At 39.4% G+C, this 15,930-nt stretch carries 17 protein-coding genes; 11 read left to right on the plus strand and 6 right to left on the minus strand.

What is annotated here, in order from left to right:
* Positions 1–133: 133 nt before the first annotated feature.
* Complete coding sequence (locus tag ACJAZP_RS01360; protein ID WP_415228931.1) at positions 134–1,921, minus strand: DUF3413 domain-containing protein; 1,788 nt, start codon at positions 1,919–1,921, stop codon at positions 134–136.
* Between the two features lie 5 nt (positions 1,922–1,926).
* Entirely contained in the window at positions 1,927–2,151 is a 225-nt protein-coding gene (locus ACJAZP_RS01365) for a DUF1414 domain-containing protein (RefSeq protein WP_415228932.1), read from the minus strand.
* 173 nt (positions 2,152–2,324) lie between these two features.
* Between ACJAZP_RS01365 and yejK the strand changes: the two genes are divergently transcribed.
* The 5 genes from yejK (at position 2,325) to ACJAZP_RS01390 (ending at position 6,807) form a co-directional block, all read left to right on the plus strand.
* A complete protein-coding gene (yejK, locus tag ACJAZP_RS01370) occupies positions 2,325–3,380 on the plus strand; it encodes a nucleoid-associated protein YejK (protein ID WP_415228933.1) in 1,056 nt (351 codons plus the stop codon).
* Positions 3,381–3,487: 107 nt separating this feature from the next.
* Positions 3,488–4,354, plus strand: coding sequence for a 6-carboxytetrahydropterin synthase (locus ACJAZP_RS01375; RefSeq protein WP_415228934.1), 867 nt, complete (start codon positions 3,488–3,490; stop codon positions 4,352–4,354).
* Between the two features lie 70 nt (positions 4,355–4,424).
* Positions 4,425–4,775 (plus strand): HIT domain-containing protein, encoded by a 351-nt coding sequence (locus tag ACJAZP_RS01380; protein WP_415228935.1) that lies wholly within the window; start codon positions 4,425–4,427, stop codon positions 4,773–4,775.
* A gap of 71 nt (positions 4,776–4,846) precedes the next feature.
* Complete coding sequence (locus ACJAZP_RS01385) at positions 4,847–5,446, plus strand: penicillin-binding protein activator LpoB (RefSeq protein ID WP_415228936.1); 600 nt, start codon at positions 4,847–4,849, stop codon at positions 5,444–5,446.
* A gap of 113 nt (positions 5,447–5,559) precedes the next feature.
* Entirely contained in the window at positions 5,560–6,807 is a 1,248-nt protein-coding gene (locus ACJAZP_RS01390) for a COG3014 family protein (RefSeq protein WP_415228937.1), read from the plus strand.
* Between the two features lie 54 nt (positions 6,808–6,861).
* Here ACJAZP_RS01390 and ACJAZP_RS01395 read toward each other — a convergent pair whose 3' ends face one another.
* Positions 6,862–7,761, minus strand: a complete 900-nt coding sequence (locus tag ACJAZP_RS01395) for a ketopantoate reductase family protein (RefSeq protein WP_415228938.1) — start codon at positions 7,759–7,761, stop codon at positions 6,862–6,864.
* A 105-nt stretch (positions 7,762–7,866) separates the two neighbouring features.
* Here ACJAZP_RS01395 and ACJAZP_RS01400 point away from each other — a divergent pair, with 105 nt between their 5' ends.
* Positions 7,867–8,349: a YajQ family cyclic di-GMP-binding protein gene (locus ACJAZP_RS01400; protein ID WP_415228939.1), complete on the plus strand. Its 483-nt coding sequence runs from the start codon at positions 7,867–7,869 to the stop codon at positions 8,347–8,349.
* A 59-nt stretch (positions 8,350–8,408) separates the two neighbouring features.
* Here ACJAZP_RS01400 and ACJAZP_RS01405 read toward each other — a convergent pair whose 3' ends face one another.
* Positions 8,409–8,951 carry a DUF2058 domain-containing protein gene (locus ACJAZP_RS01405; protein WP_415228940.1) on the minus strand — a complete coding sequence of 181 codons (543 nt, stop codon included), beginning with the start codon at positions 8,949–8,951 and terminating at the stop codon, positions 8,409–8,411.
* Positions 8,952–9,106: 155 nt separating this feature from the next.
* Between ACJAZP_RS01405 and ACJAZP_RS01410 the strand changes: the two genes are divergently transcribed.
* Positions 9,107–9,523 carry a CBS domain-containing protein gene (locus tag ACJAZP_RS01410; RefSeq protein ID WP_415228941.1) on the plus strand — a complete coding sequence of 139 codons (417 nt, stop codon included), beginning with the start codon at positions 9,107–9,109 and terminating at the stop codon, positions 9,521–9,523.
* A 14-nt stretch (positions 9,524–9,537) separates the two neighbouring features.
* Here the strand turns inward: ACJAZP_RS01410 and aat are convergent, their stop codons facing one another.
* Positions 9,538–10,257: a leucyl/phenylalanyl-tRNA--protein transferase gene (aat, locus tag ACJAZP_RS01415; protein ID WP_415228942.1), complete on the minus strand. Its 720-nt coding sequence runs from the start codon at positions 10,255–10,257 to the stop codon at positions 9,538–9,540.
* Between the two features lie 229 nt (positions 10,258–10,486).
* Positions 10,487–11,779: a citrate synthase gene (locus ACJAZP_RS01420; RefSeq protein ID WP_415228943.1), complete on the minus strand. Its 1,293-nt coding sequence runs from the start codon at positions 11,777–11,779 to the stop codon at positions 10,487–10,489.
* 900 nt (positions 11,780–12,679) lie between these two features.
* On the opposite strand from ACJAZP_RS01420, the gene sdhC reads away from it, so the two are divergent.
* The 4 genes from sdhC to ACJAZP_RS01440 are packed head-to-tail and all read left to right on the plus strand — an operon-like array spanning position 12,680 to position 15,886.
* Entirely contained in the window at positions 12,680–13,054 is a 375-nt protein-coding gene (sdhC, locus tag ACJAZP_RS01425) for a succinate dehydrogenase, cytochrome b556 subunit (RefSeq protein ID WP_415228944.1), read from the plus strand.
* On the plus strand, positions 13,048–13,392 hold the full coding sequence (gene sdhD, locus ACJAZP_RS01430) for a succinate dehydrogenase, hydrophobic membrane anchor protein (protein WP_415228945.1): 345 nt from the start codon (positions 13,048–13,050) through the stop codon (positions 13,390–13,392). Before sdhC ends, sdhD begins: the two co-directional genes overlap by 7 nt.
* Position 13,393: 1 nt before the next feature.
* Positions 13,394–15,160, plus strand: a complete 1,767-nt coding sequence (gene sdhA, locus ACJAZP_RS01435) for a succinate dehydrogenase flavoprotein subunit (RefSeq protein WP_415228946.1) — start codon at positions 13,394–13,396, stop codon at positions 15,158–15,160.
* A 12-nt stretch (positions 15,161–15,172) separates the two neighbouring features.
* Positions 15,173–15,886, plus strand: a complete 714-nt coding sequence (locus ACJAZP_RS01440) for a succinate dehydrogenase iron-sulfur subunit (protein ID WP_415228947.1) — start codon at positions 15,173–15,175, stop codon at positions 15,884–15,886.
* Positions 15,887–15,930 lie beyond the last annotated feature (44 nt).

The raw sequence follows: 15,930 nt of genomic DNA on the forward strand, positions 1-15,930 counted from the left end.
CTTTTTTCGTTTAAGCATTCCTGTGCTATTAAAGTCCTGTCCGCAGAAAGAAAATCCTGCTGAAATAAAGATTGAGTTGCTGATTTCATTAACAACGGCCAGCTACTGCAACTTCGAGCCGAGGGGAACGTGATTAACGATTAAAGCGGCGTAACTGCGAGACAACATTAATCAGCAAGGTGGCATTATCTTCCTCTTCAGCAAGCGGTTTTCCATTCCAATCTATACTGTTGAGATCCCCATCATTTGAAAATTGAGTGATTTTGTGTTTTTCGTAAACCACATATTTGTTTAAATCCCCCGATAATAAAAACTGCCGTTCACTATCATCAAACAAGCTTTGCCCGCTGCTATATAAATTTGCATTAGATTGACTGCCTAAAGACTTTTCCATCAAAGTCGGGACAATATCTAAATGACTTGTCATGCGAGAAATTTGAGCGCTATTTTCACCTGGCCATAAGACAACCAAAGGGACATGTGCATTGTTTATCGCGCTTTCCGCGGAACTGTCTTTTGCGAAAGACACCGCATTGGTGCCAGTAATAATCACGATAGTATTTTGCAGTTGCGCTTTACTTTTCAGGGCCTTGGTTATCTGTGCTATCCGCTGATCAATTGCTGCGACCTGTTTTTGATATAACTCCAGTTTTTTGGTGTGATCCGTGAAGCTGACATGATCGGAGTTATGTGAAAATGATTTATCCGGTTGTTCATAGTATAAAAAACTGAACCAATTATTGCTGTCATTTTGCTGATTTAACCAATCCTGCCATTGCTTGGTAATCTTCTCATTACCATAGGTTGTACTGGTGTTTTTTAGCTGCTCTGTTTCTAAACGGCTGAAACTGCTTTGTAAAAATTCGGGTTGATTGAAGCCAATACTTGAAAATAAGCCAAAATGATAGTGCTGATGTTGTAATCGGTTTAGGAAAACCGGAGGAATATAATTAAGCGTTATATCGGACCAGTAATTATTTGGTAAAGCATAAAATAAGCTGAAAATACCCTGAGCACGATTACTGGCACCGCTGTAATGGTTTGTAAAATTTAACCCCTGCTGGCTGAGCTGATATAGTTTGGGCATGTTTTGTTCATTTAACATGTCTGCACGTAATGCTTCAACGGTCACCAATAAAATATTTTTTGCGGGTTGTGACGGCTGAAAAGTTAAGGGGGTTATCGGGTAATTTAATTCATTCTTAAACTCATTACCCTGGCGACTGATAGACTCCTGTAACTTATCTTCGCTTAACCAGCCCTGATTTTTCAAGAAAGTACGGGCTGTCATCGGATAGGAGAGCGGGTAGTTTGCTTTTTGTTGGGTAATAGGGCGATATTGTTTGGCATCGGCCCATATATAGGCTAAATGGGTAATAATAAAAGCACTAAACAGTACAACTGCTATCGGTTTACCAATACGTTTAGCCTGTAATATACGGCATTTTTTCCATACAATATAAGACACAAAAAATTCAATAATGAAGAGAATAGGAATCGAAATATAGTGCAGATTAATGGAATAAATTTGCTCAACTTGAGCGGGAGTTTGTAAAAAATGCCAAATTAAAGGGTTAAGGTGAAAATTATAAAGTTTGAATATTTGCGTATCAATAATCAAAAATGTGATCAAAATAGTGCTGATAAAAATGGCAATAAACCGGTACAAACGCGGAAAAGGGATTAAAAATGCTAATGGGAATAGGATTACCATAAAAACAGCGGCACAAAGAAAACTGAAATGACCAATTAAACTAATAAATTGGTACATAACCCCGGCAACGGAATCTGCCATCCCGCTATAGGCGATATATCGTAACCCAATCAGGGAAACAATTATCATATTAAAAAATGTAAACCAATGTGCCCAGCTTATTAAGCGGGAAACCTTATCATGGAATTTATTACCGGTTTCTACCATATTATTTATTTTTCTTTAGAATTAATCGAAGCCGAAAGTGCTTTGACAAATTTGTCGTTGATTTGTGTGCGTTTGCTGACCGGAACCTGACTATTAATGACGTGCGTGATGGCATTACCAAGAACCATTAAACTTAAATCAACGGAAACATCATTTTTATGGAGTACTTCCATTACTTCATCAAGTATTGTTTCAATCTTTTGGTTTGAATATTTAGAAATTATTGGCATGTTTACAGGTTCACTTTAAAGTAAAAAGGTGATGATAACTTACTCTTTCAATTATACCAATCACTAAGGGTGGTTGTTTTTATTTTTATCCGATGAATAGAAACTATAGGCTATTTATTCATACACTCTGTATAATTTACTGCTACCTCTTTATCAATATGGTGCAAAAATTTATGAACATCTCTGCCAGCAATATTATTTTACATTCTTTAACCTACAATTCTGAAGGGGTTTTACAATGTAAAATGCGAGAAGGAGAGTTGCCTGTTTCAGCTTCGATCGATGAATTTTTAACTAAACTGCATCGTACTTACCAAAGTAAAACCAATAAAGCCTTTGCTTCTTTTTGTGATGAACCCGGTAAGTCAGACCGTTTTAGAAAGGCGCTTACTGAGCAGATGTCCCAACAGCTTGATTTTGTACGTTTTTCACAACAAGCGGCCAGTTGTTTAGTGGAAGAGTTACAAAAGCATGATTTTGCTGAAGAAGGGATCCTGTTAATCAGTAAATACAGTTGGACAGCAAGTGATTACCTGTTAATCGCGTTACTGCAAAATAATCAGTCGATCAGTGTTAATGAAGACCTTGAGTTACAGGTAAGTCAGCATATTGAAACCAGCAAAATACAACTGGTTGCACGTATTGATTTAACCTTGTTGTCACGCGATCCGCAGTCAAATCGTTATCTCTCATTTATTAAAGGTCGTGCCGGACGTAAAGTGTCCGATTTTTTTCTGGATTTTATGGGTGCGCAGGAAGGTTTTGATGCAAAAGAGCAAAATCAGGGTTTAATGAAGGCTGTTGATGAATTTTGTGAAAATCAGTCCTTACCCGTGGCGAAGAAGAAACAGGTACGTGAAGTTGCCTTTGACTATTGTAATGAACAGATGAAGCAGGGTGATGACATTGAACTTTCCGTCTTATCGGAACAACTTCAAGATGCCCCCAAACTTGAAGGCAGTTTTTATGACTTTGTGAGTGAAGATTATCAGTTAGAAAATAGTTTTCCCGCCGATCGCAGCGTGGTTAGAAAGTTGACCAAATATGTGGGGCAGGGTGGCGGGATGAGCATTAGTTTTGATCAAAAACACCTTGGGGAAAGCATTTCTTATGATCCGGACAGCGATACATTAACGATTCAGGGGATCCCGCCAAATTTACGGGAACAGTTAAAACGTGATAACTTTGCCGAAGGTGATCAACAGGATGATCAAAACCCGCCATTTTGACAAAGCATTTGCTATAAGTTTGATTGTTACAATCATATTAACGAAAATAGGTATACATTCGGCAAGCAAACACAGATTTTGACTGTCGTTTATTGAATGAGGAAAGAATGAAATTATTTGTACGCGATTTAACGGTTATAGATGCGTCATATTTAGATGCAAATCGAGGTTTTGTCGGTGAAAGTTATCTGGTCGATGTGGTTTTAACGGGTCTGCTTGATAATCAGTCCATGATCCTTGATTTCTCTTTAGTAAAAAAACAGATCAAAACGATTATTGATGCCGAAGTCGATCATAAATTATTGGTACCGCGCAGTGCAGATAATTGCACCGTCACTGTGGATGATAAGAGAACAGAAGTTAATTTCGAGCTTAATGATAGCTCAGTTATACAATTAAATTGTCCCAATCAAGCCTATTGTGTATTAGACAGCACAAGCGTTTCTGTTAACGTCTTAGAAGCTTATCTTACGCAGGTTATTCTGCCGCAGTTACCTGAAAATGTGCAGGAGCTTGAAATTAAATTACGCAATGAAAATATTAGCACGCCCTTTTACCATTACACCCACGGATTAAAAAAACATAACGGTAACTGTCAGCGTATCGCCCACGGGCATCGCTCTAAAATTGATGTGTTTATTGATAATAAATACAGTGAACAATGGGTAGCAGAGTGGGCTCAACGTTGGCAGGATATCTATTTAATCAGCGCTGAAGATGTTATTAAAAAATCAGAGCTGTCTTTTCTCGCTGTAGGCAAAAATGGCACAGAAATATGCACCGCTTACAATGCACCGCAAGGTTATTTTGAGCTGCTTATGCCGATAGGGCGTAGCGAAACCTTGCCCAACGATACGACGGTAGAATCGCTCTCTGAATTTATTTGCGGGCAGATAAAAGCTCGTGTGGGTGATAAAAAAGTCACAGTGTATGCTTATGAAGGTGTCGGTAAGGGCGCAATTTCAGAACGTTAATAAGGATTGCAATAAGCGTTTTTCTGCCTTAAACAGCAGGAAAACAGGTCTTTAACTTAAGGAAAATATCATGGCAGAAGAAACTATTTTTAGAAAAATTATCAACAAGGAAATTCCGGCTGATCTGCTTTATCAAGATCAGTTCGTGACCGCTTTTAGGGATATCCATCCTCAGGCACCGACGCATATTTTAATCATCCCGAATAAATTAATTGCCACTGCTAATGCGATAGAAATAGAAGATGAGCTGTTAATTGGTAAGCTTTATACTGTGGCAAAAGAATTAGCCAAACAGGAGGGCATAGCAGAGTCCGGATACCGTTTAATTATGAACTGTAATCAGGACGGCGGTCAGGAGGTATATCATATACACTTGCACCTACTCGGCGGAAAACCGCTTGGAAAGTTGATTTCTGTCTGAAATAGAATAGTTAAACTTGATTTAATGTCACTATAATAGAGCCTATGTTAATTTGAAATAACGGAGCAATAATGAAAATACAAACAACTCGATGCCTAGCCTTAGCGGTTATTTTTATGCTAAGCGCATGTTCAACTTCGGTTGAACGAATAGACGCTCAAGAGCAAATTGATTTAAGCGGTGCGTGGAATGATACGGATTCTCAGCTGGTAGCTCGGGAAATGATTGACGATTCATTGAGTCGGCCCTGGATTGTCAGGTTTGTAACGCAAACAGGTAAAGACCCCGCGGTCATTATTGGCAGCGTTAAAAACTTAAGCCATGAGCATATTAATACCAATACTTTTGTGGCCAATATGGAGCGTGAATTAATTAATTCAGGACAAGTGCAGTTTGTCGCTTCAGCGGATGCGCGTCAGGAGATTCGGGCTGAACGTGATGATCAAGATGTAAATGCAACCAGCGATACGCGTAATGTAGGCGGACAAGAATACGGCGCTGATTTTATAATGCAGGGACAAATCAATACCATTATTGATATGGAAGGAAAAACCCAAGTGCGTTATTACCAGGTGAATTTGGAGTTAATCAGCATCAAAGATAACCGTAAAGTGTGGGTTGGTGAAAAGAGAATTAAAAAACTGGTCAGAAACAGTCAACTACGCGGGTAATAAAAATCTTAATCAGGTCTTATGGCAATGCCGCTAAGCAGAATATCTAATTAGCGGGTTTATGGTCATGTGCGCGTGGTTTTTACTCTCCAGTCTTATTGTTCGGTAATTGTATGTATAAAATCTTATGGATTGTTGTTATTACGCTACTTTCCGGTTGCACCGGATACCAACGGGATTCGAATCAGTTGGCCGCTGCTCTAACTAACCAATCGCCAGAGAGTATCTTAGCAAAGTTACAGGATACCGAACCCAAAGCGCGGGATTCTGCGCAATTTCACCTTAATCAAGGTTTTTTGGCGTTTATCACCGGGGATTTTGACAGTGCAATAACAACACTGACTTTAGCTAAAAAAGAGATGTCTGCATTAGCAGCAACTTCCATCAGCGAAAATGTCGGCGCGGGAACAATCAGTGAAACCTTAAGAAGTTATAGCGGTTATCCGACAGACAGAGTGATGGTGCATAATATTCTAGCCCTCAGTTATCTATTCAACGGGGATATTGAAGGCGCGCGGGTAGAAATACTGCAGGCAGATATTGCCATGAAAAAACTGGTGGATAAAAATTCCTTAAGTGGACAACTTGCAAGTGCTCATCTTATTGCCGGAATAGTTTATGAGATGTTAAATGAACAATCCAATGCCCTGATAAGCTATCGCTTTGCACTGGATATTATTAAACAACATTATATGCCTGTACCCCTTGGATTAAAACAAGCATTACTGCGCATGAGCTTTAAATTGGGCGCTGAGCAGCAGTTTGTCGACTATCAACAGGACTTTCCTGATTTGCCAAAACCCAGCAAAAAGACAGAGAATCAAGTGTTTGTTTTGTATTTCGATGGCGTAGTCAGTCATAAGGTTGAAAGAAGCGTGGTAGTGCCAAGCCCCAATCTTGAGCAGTTGATTAGCATCTCAATGCCCGGTTACCCAAGCGCAAATCCAAATATCAGAAGTATGCAATTAAGACTCCCTGAGCAACAGGTAAAAACCGAAACGGTCGAAAATCTGAATGTCCTTGTGAGAGATGATTTAGACAGAGAAACTCCTTCTATTTTATTACTGACAACAACCCGCGCAGTGGCTAAATATGAGCTGGTGCGGCGCGTAAATCAACAGAACAATCTTCTCGGGCTGTTATTCAATTTGGCGACAGTTGTCACGGATAGGGCTGATTTACGCAGTTGGAATATGCTGCCTGCCAATATTCAATTTGGTTATCTTGAAACAACGGCCAACGAAGTCCAAATTGACGGATTAAATAACCGTCCGGGTAAAATTGCTATTCTTAAGGGTTCACAAAATATAATATTAATTGATAGTTTATCGGATCATATTTTTCATTATCAACAGCTTTAATTAATGTGCCACTCGCGCAGCAGTTTAAGCTTGGCAAAGATGATTAACTGGCTCTTATTTATTGGCGACAGAAGCTTGCTCCAATGCCTTGATTTGTTGATAAAAGTACCTAATTGTCGGAGTATGAATCTGCTTAAAAGCACCTGCTTTTAATAAATAACCGGCGATAAATTCATTTTCAGTATGTCTTCGATAAAAGATATCTCGGTTCATGGAAGAAAAGTTTTCTGCTGTCAAGGTGATCACCTGTTCAATGATGGCCAATATCTCCTCTTTTTCAAAGATAATACCTTCAGCTTTAGCCACTGCTAAACTTTCATCTACCAGATTGTTGATTAGCGGTTGAAAAGAGGCATTTTTTAACTGCCCATTTTTTATTTGATAAATGGCCGTTAATGGATTTATAGCCATATTGATGATCAGTTTAAGCCATAATTTTTCATTAACATCCTCACACCAGCAGGTATTAGCAAGTGCTGAATTCAGAGGCAGCAGTAATGATTGGAAAAGTTTCCCTTGGTTGTTATAGGCTCCTAAATAGGTGACACCTTTACCCGTCTGCTCAATATTTAAGGGTGAATGCAGTAAGCTTGCATTTGCCGTTGTCGCGCAGATGATTGGATTGTCAGGTAATAACGTTGCCACCTGTTGCGCACAGCCCATCCCGTTATGCATTAAAATAATAGGCTGCTGTGGATCGATTGAAACCTGATGCGTTGTAATGGCCTGTATGACCTGGGTGGCTTTGACACAGACTAAGATAGGAGATGATGAGCTGCACAGGGATAGGCTGGTTGAAACAGGGAAAGTAAAGGATTGTTTTAACAGATCCTGATATTGCAGCACATTAACAGCGCAGGGGCGGCGAGTGATCAACTGGACTTTTTCTCCGATCCGCAATAAGTTAGCGGCCCATAAACAACCGATTGCGCCCGCACCTATAATTTGCCACATATTCTCTGCCTAAAACAATTATTTTAAGGATCATAACATAGATGAAATTGCAGTTTTCTGGTAACTTAACGTTATTAAATTTTTAATAAAAAATAGGAAGATAAAATGCCATCATTTGATATTGTTTCAGAAATTGATATGTCTGAACTTAAAAATGCCATTGATAATGCTAACCGTGAACTAGATACTCGTTTTGATTTTCGTGGTGTTAAAGCAAGTTTTGAATTCACTAATGACGTGGCAAAATTGTCAGCAGAGCATGATTCGCAGTTAAGACAACTTGTGGATATGCTGCGTACAAATTTGATTAAACGGGGGGTTGATTCTCGCGCAATGGATATGGAAACGCCTAGCCACAGTGGGAAAACATGGACGCAAGTGATTAAATTCAAGGAAGGGGTAGATCAACCCACGGCTAAGAAATTAGTTAAACTTATCAAAGATAATAAAATGAAAGTTCAGGTTGCCGTGCAGGGTGAGCAACTGCGTGTTACGGGGAAAAAACGTGATGATTTACAGGCGGTGATGAGCTTGGTTAAAGCAACGGATCTCGAGCAGGGATTTCAGTTTAATAACTTTAGAGATTAATTCACTAAAATGTAGTCTTTAACATCAAAAAGACTACATTTAGTGATCGCCGATAAAATTTACCAGATAAGATCATCTGGAATAGCAAAATCAGCGTAAGGATCATCTTCAGGTGCTGTTAATTGCTCTTTTTTGTCATGCAAAGCAACCAATACCGAGGCATCAATCTCGGCTAATATCGCCGCAGCCTCTTTATTGATCAGATAAAATGCGTCATTTAATACGCAAATTGCTAGGTCACCACGAACCAAACCCTTCTGTGTATTACTGTCAACGGCAATACGTTTAACTTTGTTGTTGCAGGTAAAATGATAGTCAATTTCACCTTGATAATTTTTTTCGCAATGTTGAGCAATCATCTGAATCAGTTTACCGTGTGCTGCGCGCAGCGCTAATTCATCCTGTGTTTTTCTGTTTTTCTCCAAATCCTGCTGTTTATTTTGTTGTTTTTGATCGTTGAGCGACATTTGAACGTCAGAAACTTCAACACTGCCTTTTTTCTTTTTTTGTTTTGCTTTACGGCGTTTATCCGTTTGTACCTGTTGTGCTTTTTGTTTATTGATAAGACCGGATTTCATCAGTTGTTCTTGTAGAGAAGCCATAAAATACCTTAGTGCTGGAATATGTATATCTGTTAGTTTATCGAGTAAATATATTGGAAGGAAACAAAATTTCCGAGTAACCCTCATATTTATCGCAAAATAATCGACAATTAGCTAAAAAAGATTAAGCTTTAAATATATTAAGGGGAGATTTTATGGAAAATTTGCAAATATTACACTGCATGTCCGGTAAAAGTATTTTTTTTAAAAAAGAGATGCCGATTGAGACGGCGGTAGTAAAATTGCTCGCTAGTAAAGAGATTGGCGGGCCTGTTCTAGATGACCGCGGACATGTTGTTGGTTGGTTATCGGAGCAGGACTGTTTAGCTAAAATGCTAGAAGCAAGTTACTACTGCGAATTAGTTGCATTAGTTGAGGATGTGATGGTTAAAACGCCCCTGACGGTCCAAGCAACCATGAGTATCGTTGACTTGGCTCAGTTGATGTTATCTGCGAAGCCAAAAATTTATCCCGTTGTAGATGAAAATAATAAGTTTATCGGATTAATTGCAAGAAAGGACGTTCTAGCCGGAATGACCAAACAATTTAATATTTGTTCACCGATGATGTAATAAAGCAGGCGATTTTACCTACCTGTTTTAATGACAATCGTCTGTTTGTCCCAGCATTTTTTATCTATTTCTATGTTTTTATACTGCTTCAGATTATTTGTAAAATTTTCTCGAGAAACATTTTGCACTCCAAAATTGTGCAGATGCTTAGTTAATATTTGACAATCTACTAACTGTCCTTTAAATCTGTCAAAGTGCTGGCATAAGGCTATAAAGGCCATTTTAGAGCTATTATCCTCTTTGCTAAACATCGACTCACCACAAAACACACCGCCAATACAGAGTCCGTATAAACCACCAACCAACTTATCACCCCGCCATACTTCAATTGAATGGGCGACACCTTGTCGATGAAGACGACCATAGGCAGCTAGCATATCGTCAGTGATCCAAGTCTCAGGCTGATCTGCCCGGGGCGCTGCACAGCCATAGATCACATCATTAAAGGCAAGGTTAACAGTTACATAGAAATTATTTTTGCTAATGATTTTTTTCATGCTGCGACTGATATGTACAAGCTTGGGTTTGATGGTGGCGCGTTGTGCCGGGCTCCACCACAAAATTGGCTGTCCGTCACTAAACCAGGGGAAAACCCCATGCCTGTAGGCGCTGATGATACGCTGCGGATTTAAATCACCGCCCATCGCCAAAAGACCATCGGGATCGCTTAATGCTGAGTTTGTATCTGGGAAAATATGATTATTAAGGGGCAATTCTGGAATGTATATTGTCATAACTATTCACAAATTAAGGAAATAAAAGAACCAGTAGGAGTATTACCTTGAATAAATAGAGGGGCAACTATGCCCATCCTGCTTGAAGACGCGGAATACACTGTTTAAAGCGGTTTCTGCTGTAGAGAAATGCGTTAATAAAGAGATCAAGTATTGCACCGTAAAAATTATTTCTAGGCAATTCGGATTAATTTTAACTTGCAATACTGATCAGCTTTTTCGTTATTTATTAATTAGAACGATTATCAACGTCATCAATTCTTAGACCTACTTTACCAGTATATAACTGACGTGGTCGTCCAATTTTTAGGCCTGGCTGATCATGCATCTCTTTCCAATGCGATATCCAACCAATAGTACGTGAAATTGCAAAAATAACCGTAAACATTGATTTTGGAATGCCCATTGCCCGCAGTACAAGACCTGAATAAAAATCGACATTAGGGTAGAGTTTTTTCTCTACAAAATACGGGTCTTCAAGGGCAATTCTTTCAAGCTCCATGGCAACATCAAGAAGAGGATCATTGATTTTTAAATCATCTAATACTTCATGACAAGCTTTTCGCATTACTGTGGCACGGGGATCATGACTTTTATAGACACGATGTCCAAAACCCATTAAGCGGAACGGGTCATTTTTATCTTTTGCTCTGGCGATAAACTCAGGTATGTTTTCAACACTGCCTATCTCTTCTAACATATTCAAACAAGCTTCATTGGCTCCACCATGGGCAGGTCCCCATAAAGATGCGATGCCCGCAGCAATACAGGCAAATGGATTAGCACCCGATGATCCTGCCAGACGAACTGTTGAAGTAGATGCGTTTTGCTCATGGTCTGCATGAAGGATAAATATTTTATCCATGGCACGTTCAAGCACCGGGTTTACTTTGTACTCCTCGCAGGGCACAGCAAACATCATTTTTAGGAAATTACCGGCATATGAAAGGCGATTGTCAGGGTAAACAAAGGGTTGACCATTTGAATATTTATAGGACATGGCCGCTAAGGTCGGCATTTTCGAAATCAGACGATAAGCGGTAATTTCACGATGATTTTCGTTGCTAATATCAAGAGAGTCGTGGTAGAAAGCGGATAATGCACCAACCACACCACACATGATGGCCATTGGGTGAGAATCACGACGGAAACCTTGATACAGTTTTGCTAACTGTTCGTGAATCATTGTATGGTGCAGTACAACATGATGGAATTTTTCTGACTGTTCCTGATCAGGGAATTGACCATTTAACAGTAAATAACAAACTTCGAGATAGTCAGATTTTTCAGCTAATTCATCAATTGCATATCCGCGATGTAATAGGATTCCTTTGTCACCGTCTATGAAGGTTATTGCTGATTCACAAGAAGCAGTTGCCAGAAACCCCGGGTCATAGGTAAAATAACCCGCTTTGCCTAGGCTTCGAATATCAATGACATCATTACCCGCGGTCCCTTTAATTATCGGCAGTTCTATTGGTTTTTGTCCAGGTAATTGAAGTATTGCTTTTTGTTCAGACATCTATTATATCTCCATTTCTTTTAAGAATTACAAGAATCACAAGAATTTAACTCGCATATTTTTACAGGCTAAATTTATCCTTGTCAATTTTAACATTTCAACTTTGCGAGCTGTTCAGCTCAAAATGAACCGAATACTTTAATTTTAAATAATACTGGCCATTATCGATCTGAAAATGTATACAAAAAGTCACTGCAAAGCTGATGGCAGTGTGTTTTTAACTGTAATATTAGCAAAAATCTGTGAGCAAGGTTATAACCGCCTCTGCTTTAGGTGTCACCACTAGCCGGCTTTATTTGCTGGGTAAAAAGTCGAAGTACATGAAAATAATACAATAAAATACGTTCAAGGGGCAGAGTTATTTATCTGCTCTGTGCCTATTTTTGGGTGATTATACGCCGGATTAATCACCAGGTGTATTACAAATGACGATTAAAGTCAGATAAAAAAAAGCTGAAGGACTAATTCAGAATGATAGGGATTGTCAATATATTTACGGGCGATTGAGTTGATTGTAGCCAAAATAGTCTCAATAAACATGGATATTGAAGAATTAAGCCGGTATCGACTTCATGCAATTTGTGCGCATTTAACGTCTGTTAACAATGTAAATTGGAAAATCATTTATCCCGTTAAGCTTGAGCTAAATAAACAGAGTAAAAATTTTAAGCAAATATTTCTCAACATAACCTGCTGCAGATATCTAAGACTTAACAACAAGCCGTTATCAAATTAGTTTTTAGTTGTTATAACAAGTGGTTGCAATTCATACAATTGCTAGATTGAAATTGTGCTTGTATCACAAAAATTCATCATGTGACTGACAAATCGTTAACAATATGCTAACAATACACTTGTCAAAGACAACTTCTTTTCAGCTACTAAAAAAGAGACCAAATTGTGCGCAGAGAGAGACCTAAAAATTTAGACTTAACCACGGTTGAATTTCCGATAACTGCAACAGCATCAATATTGCACCGAATATCTGGGATCATCGTATTTATTGCATTAGCAATATTTCTAACGCTTTTAAATCAGTCTTTAACCTCAGAAACTGATTTTAATAAGGTAATGGGATATATAGATAATTTCTTTATTGGATTTATTATCTGGGCTGCGCTAACGGGTCTTGCTTATCATATTGTGTTCGGGGTGCGCCATATGATTCAAGATATGGGATATTGGGAAGAATTAGAAAGTGCAGCTTTTAGTGCGAAAGTTGGATTTATAATTACGGCAATCTTATCTGTATTAACGGGAGTATTAGTATGGTAAATGTTGCGGGAACCTTCGGTAGAACCGGAGTTCATGATTATATTTTAATACGTGCAAGTGCCATCGTTATTCTGGCATATGTTCTTTATCTTGTTGGTTTTGTGACTTTTGCAGATATTACTTATTTTGCGTGGGTTGATTTTTTCTCATTAACTCTGACCAAAATATTTACTTTGTTTGCGTTAATTGCAATGCTCGTGCATGCGTGGATTGGTCTTTGGCAGGTGCTTAGTGATTATGTTAAACATACTTTGTTACGCGCTGTATTACAGTTTGTATTAACGTCAACTGCATTTGTCTATGTTATTTCTGGTTTCGTAATTTTGTGGGGTATTTAAGGTGAGTTTACCGATTCGTGAATTTGATGCGATTGTGATTGGCGCAGGTGGCGCAGGTATGCGTGCAGCACTTTCTATTTCGCAAGAAGGCAAAAGTTGTGCCTTAATAAGTAAAGTTTTTCCAACACGTTCTCATACTGTTTCAGCTCAAGGTGGTATTACCGTCGCCTTGGGTAATGCCCATGAAGATGATTGGCAGTATCACATGTATGATACCGTTAAGGGCTCTGATTATATCGGTGACCAGGACGCGATCGAGTATATGTGTAAAATCGGTCCGGAAGTTGTCCGCGAGCTTGAGCATATGGGCTTGCCTTTTTCTCGTTTTGAAGACGGTACTATTTACCAGCGTCCCTTCGGCGGGCAGTCTAAAGCATATGGTCAAGGTCAAGCATCTCGAACTGCGGCTGCGGCTGACCGTACCGGTCATGCTTTATTACATACGCTTTATCAGCAGAATATTAAAAATAAAACCACCATTTTTTCCGAGTGGTATGCACTTGATTTAGTGAAAAATGATGATGGAGATATTGTCGGTTGTACCGCTATTGATATTGAGTCCGGTGAAGTGGTGATGTTTAAATCACAAGCTACCGTGCTTGCAACTGGCGGAGCAGGTCGTATTTATGCCTCTACGACCAATGCACATATTAACACCGGCGATGGTGTTGGTATGGCACTGCGAGCAGGTGTCCCGGTGCAGGATATGGAAATGTGGCAGTTCCATCCAACGGGTATTGCAGGTGCGGGTACACTAGTGACAGAAGGTTGTCGCGGTGAAGGTGGTTATCTGCTTAATAAAGATGGCGAACGTTTTATGGAACGTTATGCACCAAACGCCAAAGATTTAGCCGGACGTGATGTTGTTGCCCGTGCAATGATGATTGAAATCCGTGAAGGCCGGGGGTGCGAGGGTCCATGGGGTATACACCTTAAATTAAAACTGGATCACCTGGGCAAAGATGTTCTGGAATCGCGTCTACCTGGTGTTATGGAATTATCACGTACTTTTGCACACGTTGATCCCGTTAAAGAGCCCATTCCAGTTATTCCAACCTGTCATTATCAAATGGGTGGCGTACCCACCACAGTTAATGGCCAGGTGCTTAAACTGGATGAAAACGGCAAAGATGTAGAGGTTAAAGGTCTCTTTGCTGTCGGTGAAATAGCCAGCGTCTCAGTACATGGCGCTAACCGTTTAGGTGGTAATTCACTGTTAGACTTAGTGGTATTTGGCCGCGCGGCAGGAAAACATTTGGGTGTGGTGCTTGCACAAGAGAATACGGCTAAGGAACCAACGCCGGAAAATATAGAGGCTGCATTACAACGCTTTAACCGTTGGGAAAAAGGTAACGGCACTGAATGTCCAAATCAAATCAGAAAAGATCTGCAGCAATGCATGCAAAACAATTTCTCTGTGTTTAGAGATGGTGATGCCATGGCCGAAGGTTTAGCTGAATTGAAAGCACTGCGTGAACGTTTGAAAAATGCAAAATTAGACGACAAAAGTACAGAATTTAACACTAACCGCATTGAATGTTTAGAGCTTGATAACTTGATGGAAACTGCATTTTCAACGGCAATGGCAGCTAACTTTAGAACCGAGAGTCGAGGCGCGCACAGCCGCTTTGATTACCCGGAACGGGACGATAAAAATTGGCTTTACCACAGTATTTTCAATCCTGAAACAGAAAGTATGTGTAAACGTAATGTTAATATGAAACCTCTATTGCGTGAAGCTTTCCCTCCTAAAGCACGTGTTTATTAAAAGGCTATTGTTATGAAAGTGATATTTTCTATTTATCGTTATAACCCTGATGTTGATAACGCGCCCTATATGCAAGATATGTCTTTAGATATCCCAGTGGGCTCTGATATGATGGTCCTTGATGCTTTGATTACTCTAAAAGAGCAGGATCCCAGCTTGTCTTTTCGCCGCTCATGTCGAGAGGGTGTCTGTGGTTCCGATGGTTTAAATATTAATGGCAAGAATGGATTGGCCTGCATCACTCCATTGTCAGATTTGTTGTCGAAAGGTAAAGTAATATTACGTCCATTACCGGGATTACCCGTAGTGCGAGATTTAGTCATAGACATGACCCAATTTTATACCCAGTATGAAAAAATCAAACCCTACCTTATTCCAAATGATCGTCAACCACCTGTTGGAGAATACAAACAAACTCCGGAAGAGAGAGAAAAACTCGATGGTTTATATGAATGTATTTTGTGTGCTTGTTGTTCAACGTCTTGTCCCTCTTTCTGGTGGAATCCGGATAAATTTATTGGTCCCGCTGGTTTATTAGCAGCTTACCGGTTCCTTATTGACAGTCGTGATAATGCAACCGAAGAGCGACTGGCAGACTTGGATGATGCTTTTAGTGTCTTCCGTTGTCATGGCATTATGAATTGTGTCAGTGTTTGTCCAAAAGGATTAAACCCGACCAAAGCAATTGGTAAAATCAAATCCATGTTATTACAACGCGCAATTTAATCTTTATGTAATTATAACTAATAAGTAAAAGAAGGAAGGAATCT

Source organism: Psychromonas sp. (genome assembly GCF_047632955.1).
GTDB lineage: Bacteria > Pseudomonadota > Gammaproteobacteria > Enterobacterales > Psychromonadaceae > Psychromonas.

Coding starts and splice junctions, on each gene's coding strand:
- ACJAZP_RS01360 (WP_415228931.1), bottom strand. CDS start 1,921: ATGGTAGAAACCGGTAATAAATTCCATGATAAGGTTTCCCGCTTAATA.
- ACJAZP_RS01365 (WP_415228932.1), bottom strand. CDS start 2,151: ATGCCAATAATTTCTAAATATTCAAACCAAAAGATTGAAACAATACTT.
- yejK (WP_415228933.1), top strand. CDS start 2,325: ATGAACATCTCTGCCAGCAATATTATTTTACATTCTTTAACCTACAAT.
- ACJAZP_RS01375 (WP_415228934.1), top strand. CDS start 3,488: ATGAAATTATTTGTACGCGATTTAACGGTTATAGATGCGTCATATTTA.
- ACJAZP_RS01380 (WP_415228935.1), top strand. CDS start 4,425: ATGGCAGAAGAAACTATTTTTAGAAAAATTATCAACAAGGAAATTCCG.
- ACJAZP_RS01385 (WP_415228936.1), top strand. CDS start 4,847: ATGAAAATACAAACAACTCGATGCCTAGCCTTAGCGGTTATTTTTATG.
- ACJAZP_RS01390 (WP_415228937.1), top strand. CDS start 5,560: ATGTATAAAATCTTATGGATTGTTGTTATTACGCTACTTTCCGGTTGC.
- ACJAZP_RS01395 (WP_415228938.1), bottom strand. CDS start 7,761: ATGTGGCAAATTATAGGTGCGGGCGCAATCGGTTGTTTATGGGCCGCT.
- ACJAZP_RS01400 (WP_415228939.1), top strand. CDS start 7,867: ATGCCATCATTTGATATTGTTTCAGAAATTGATATGTCTGAACTTAAA.
- ACJAZP_RS01405 (WP_415228940.1), bottom strand. CDS start 8,951: ATGGCTTCTCTACAAGAACAACTGATGAAATCCGGTCTTATCAATAAA.
- ACJAZP_RS01410 (WP_415228941.1), top strand. CDS start 9,107: ATGGAAAATTTGCAAATATTACACTGCATGTCCGGTAAAAGTATTTTT.
- aat (WP_415228942.1), bottom strand. CDS start 10,257: ATGACAATATACATTCCAGAATTGCCCCTTAATAATCATATTTTCCCA.
- ACJAZP_RS01420 (WP_415228943.1), bottom strand. CDS start 11,779: ATGTCTGAACAAAAAGCAATACTTCAATTACCTGGACAAAAACCAATA.
- sdhD (WP_415228945.1), top strand. CDS start 13,048: ATGGTAAATGTTGCGGGAACCTTCGGTAGAACCGGAGTTCATGATTAT.
- ACJAZP_RS01440 (WP_415228947.1), top strand. CDS start 15,173: ATGAAAGTGATATTTTCTATTTATCGTTATAACCCTGATGTTGATAAC.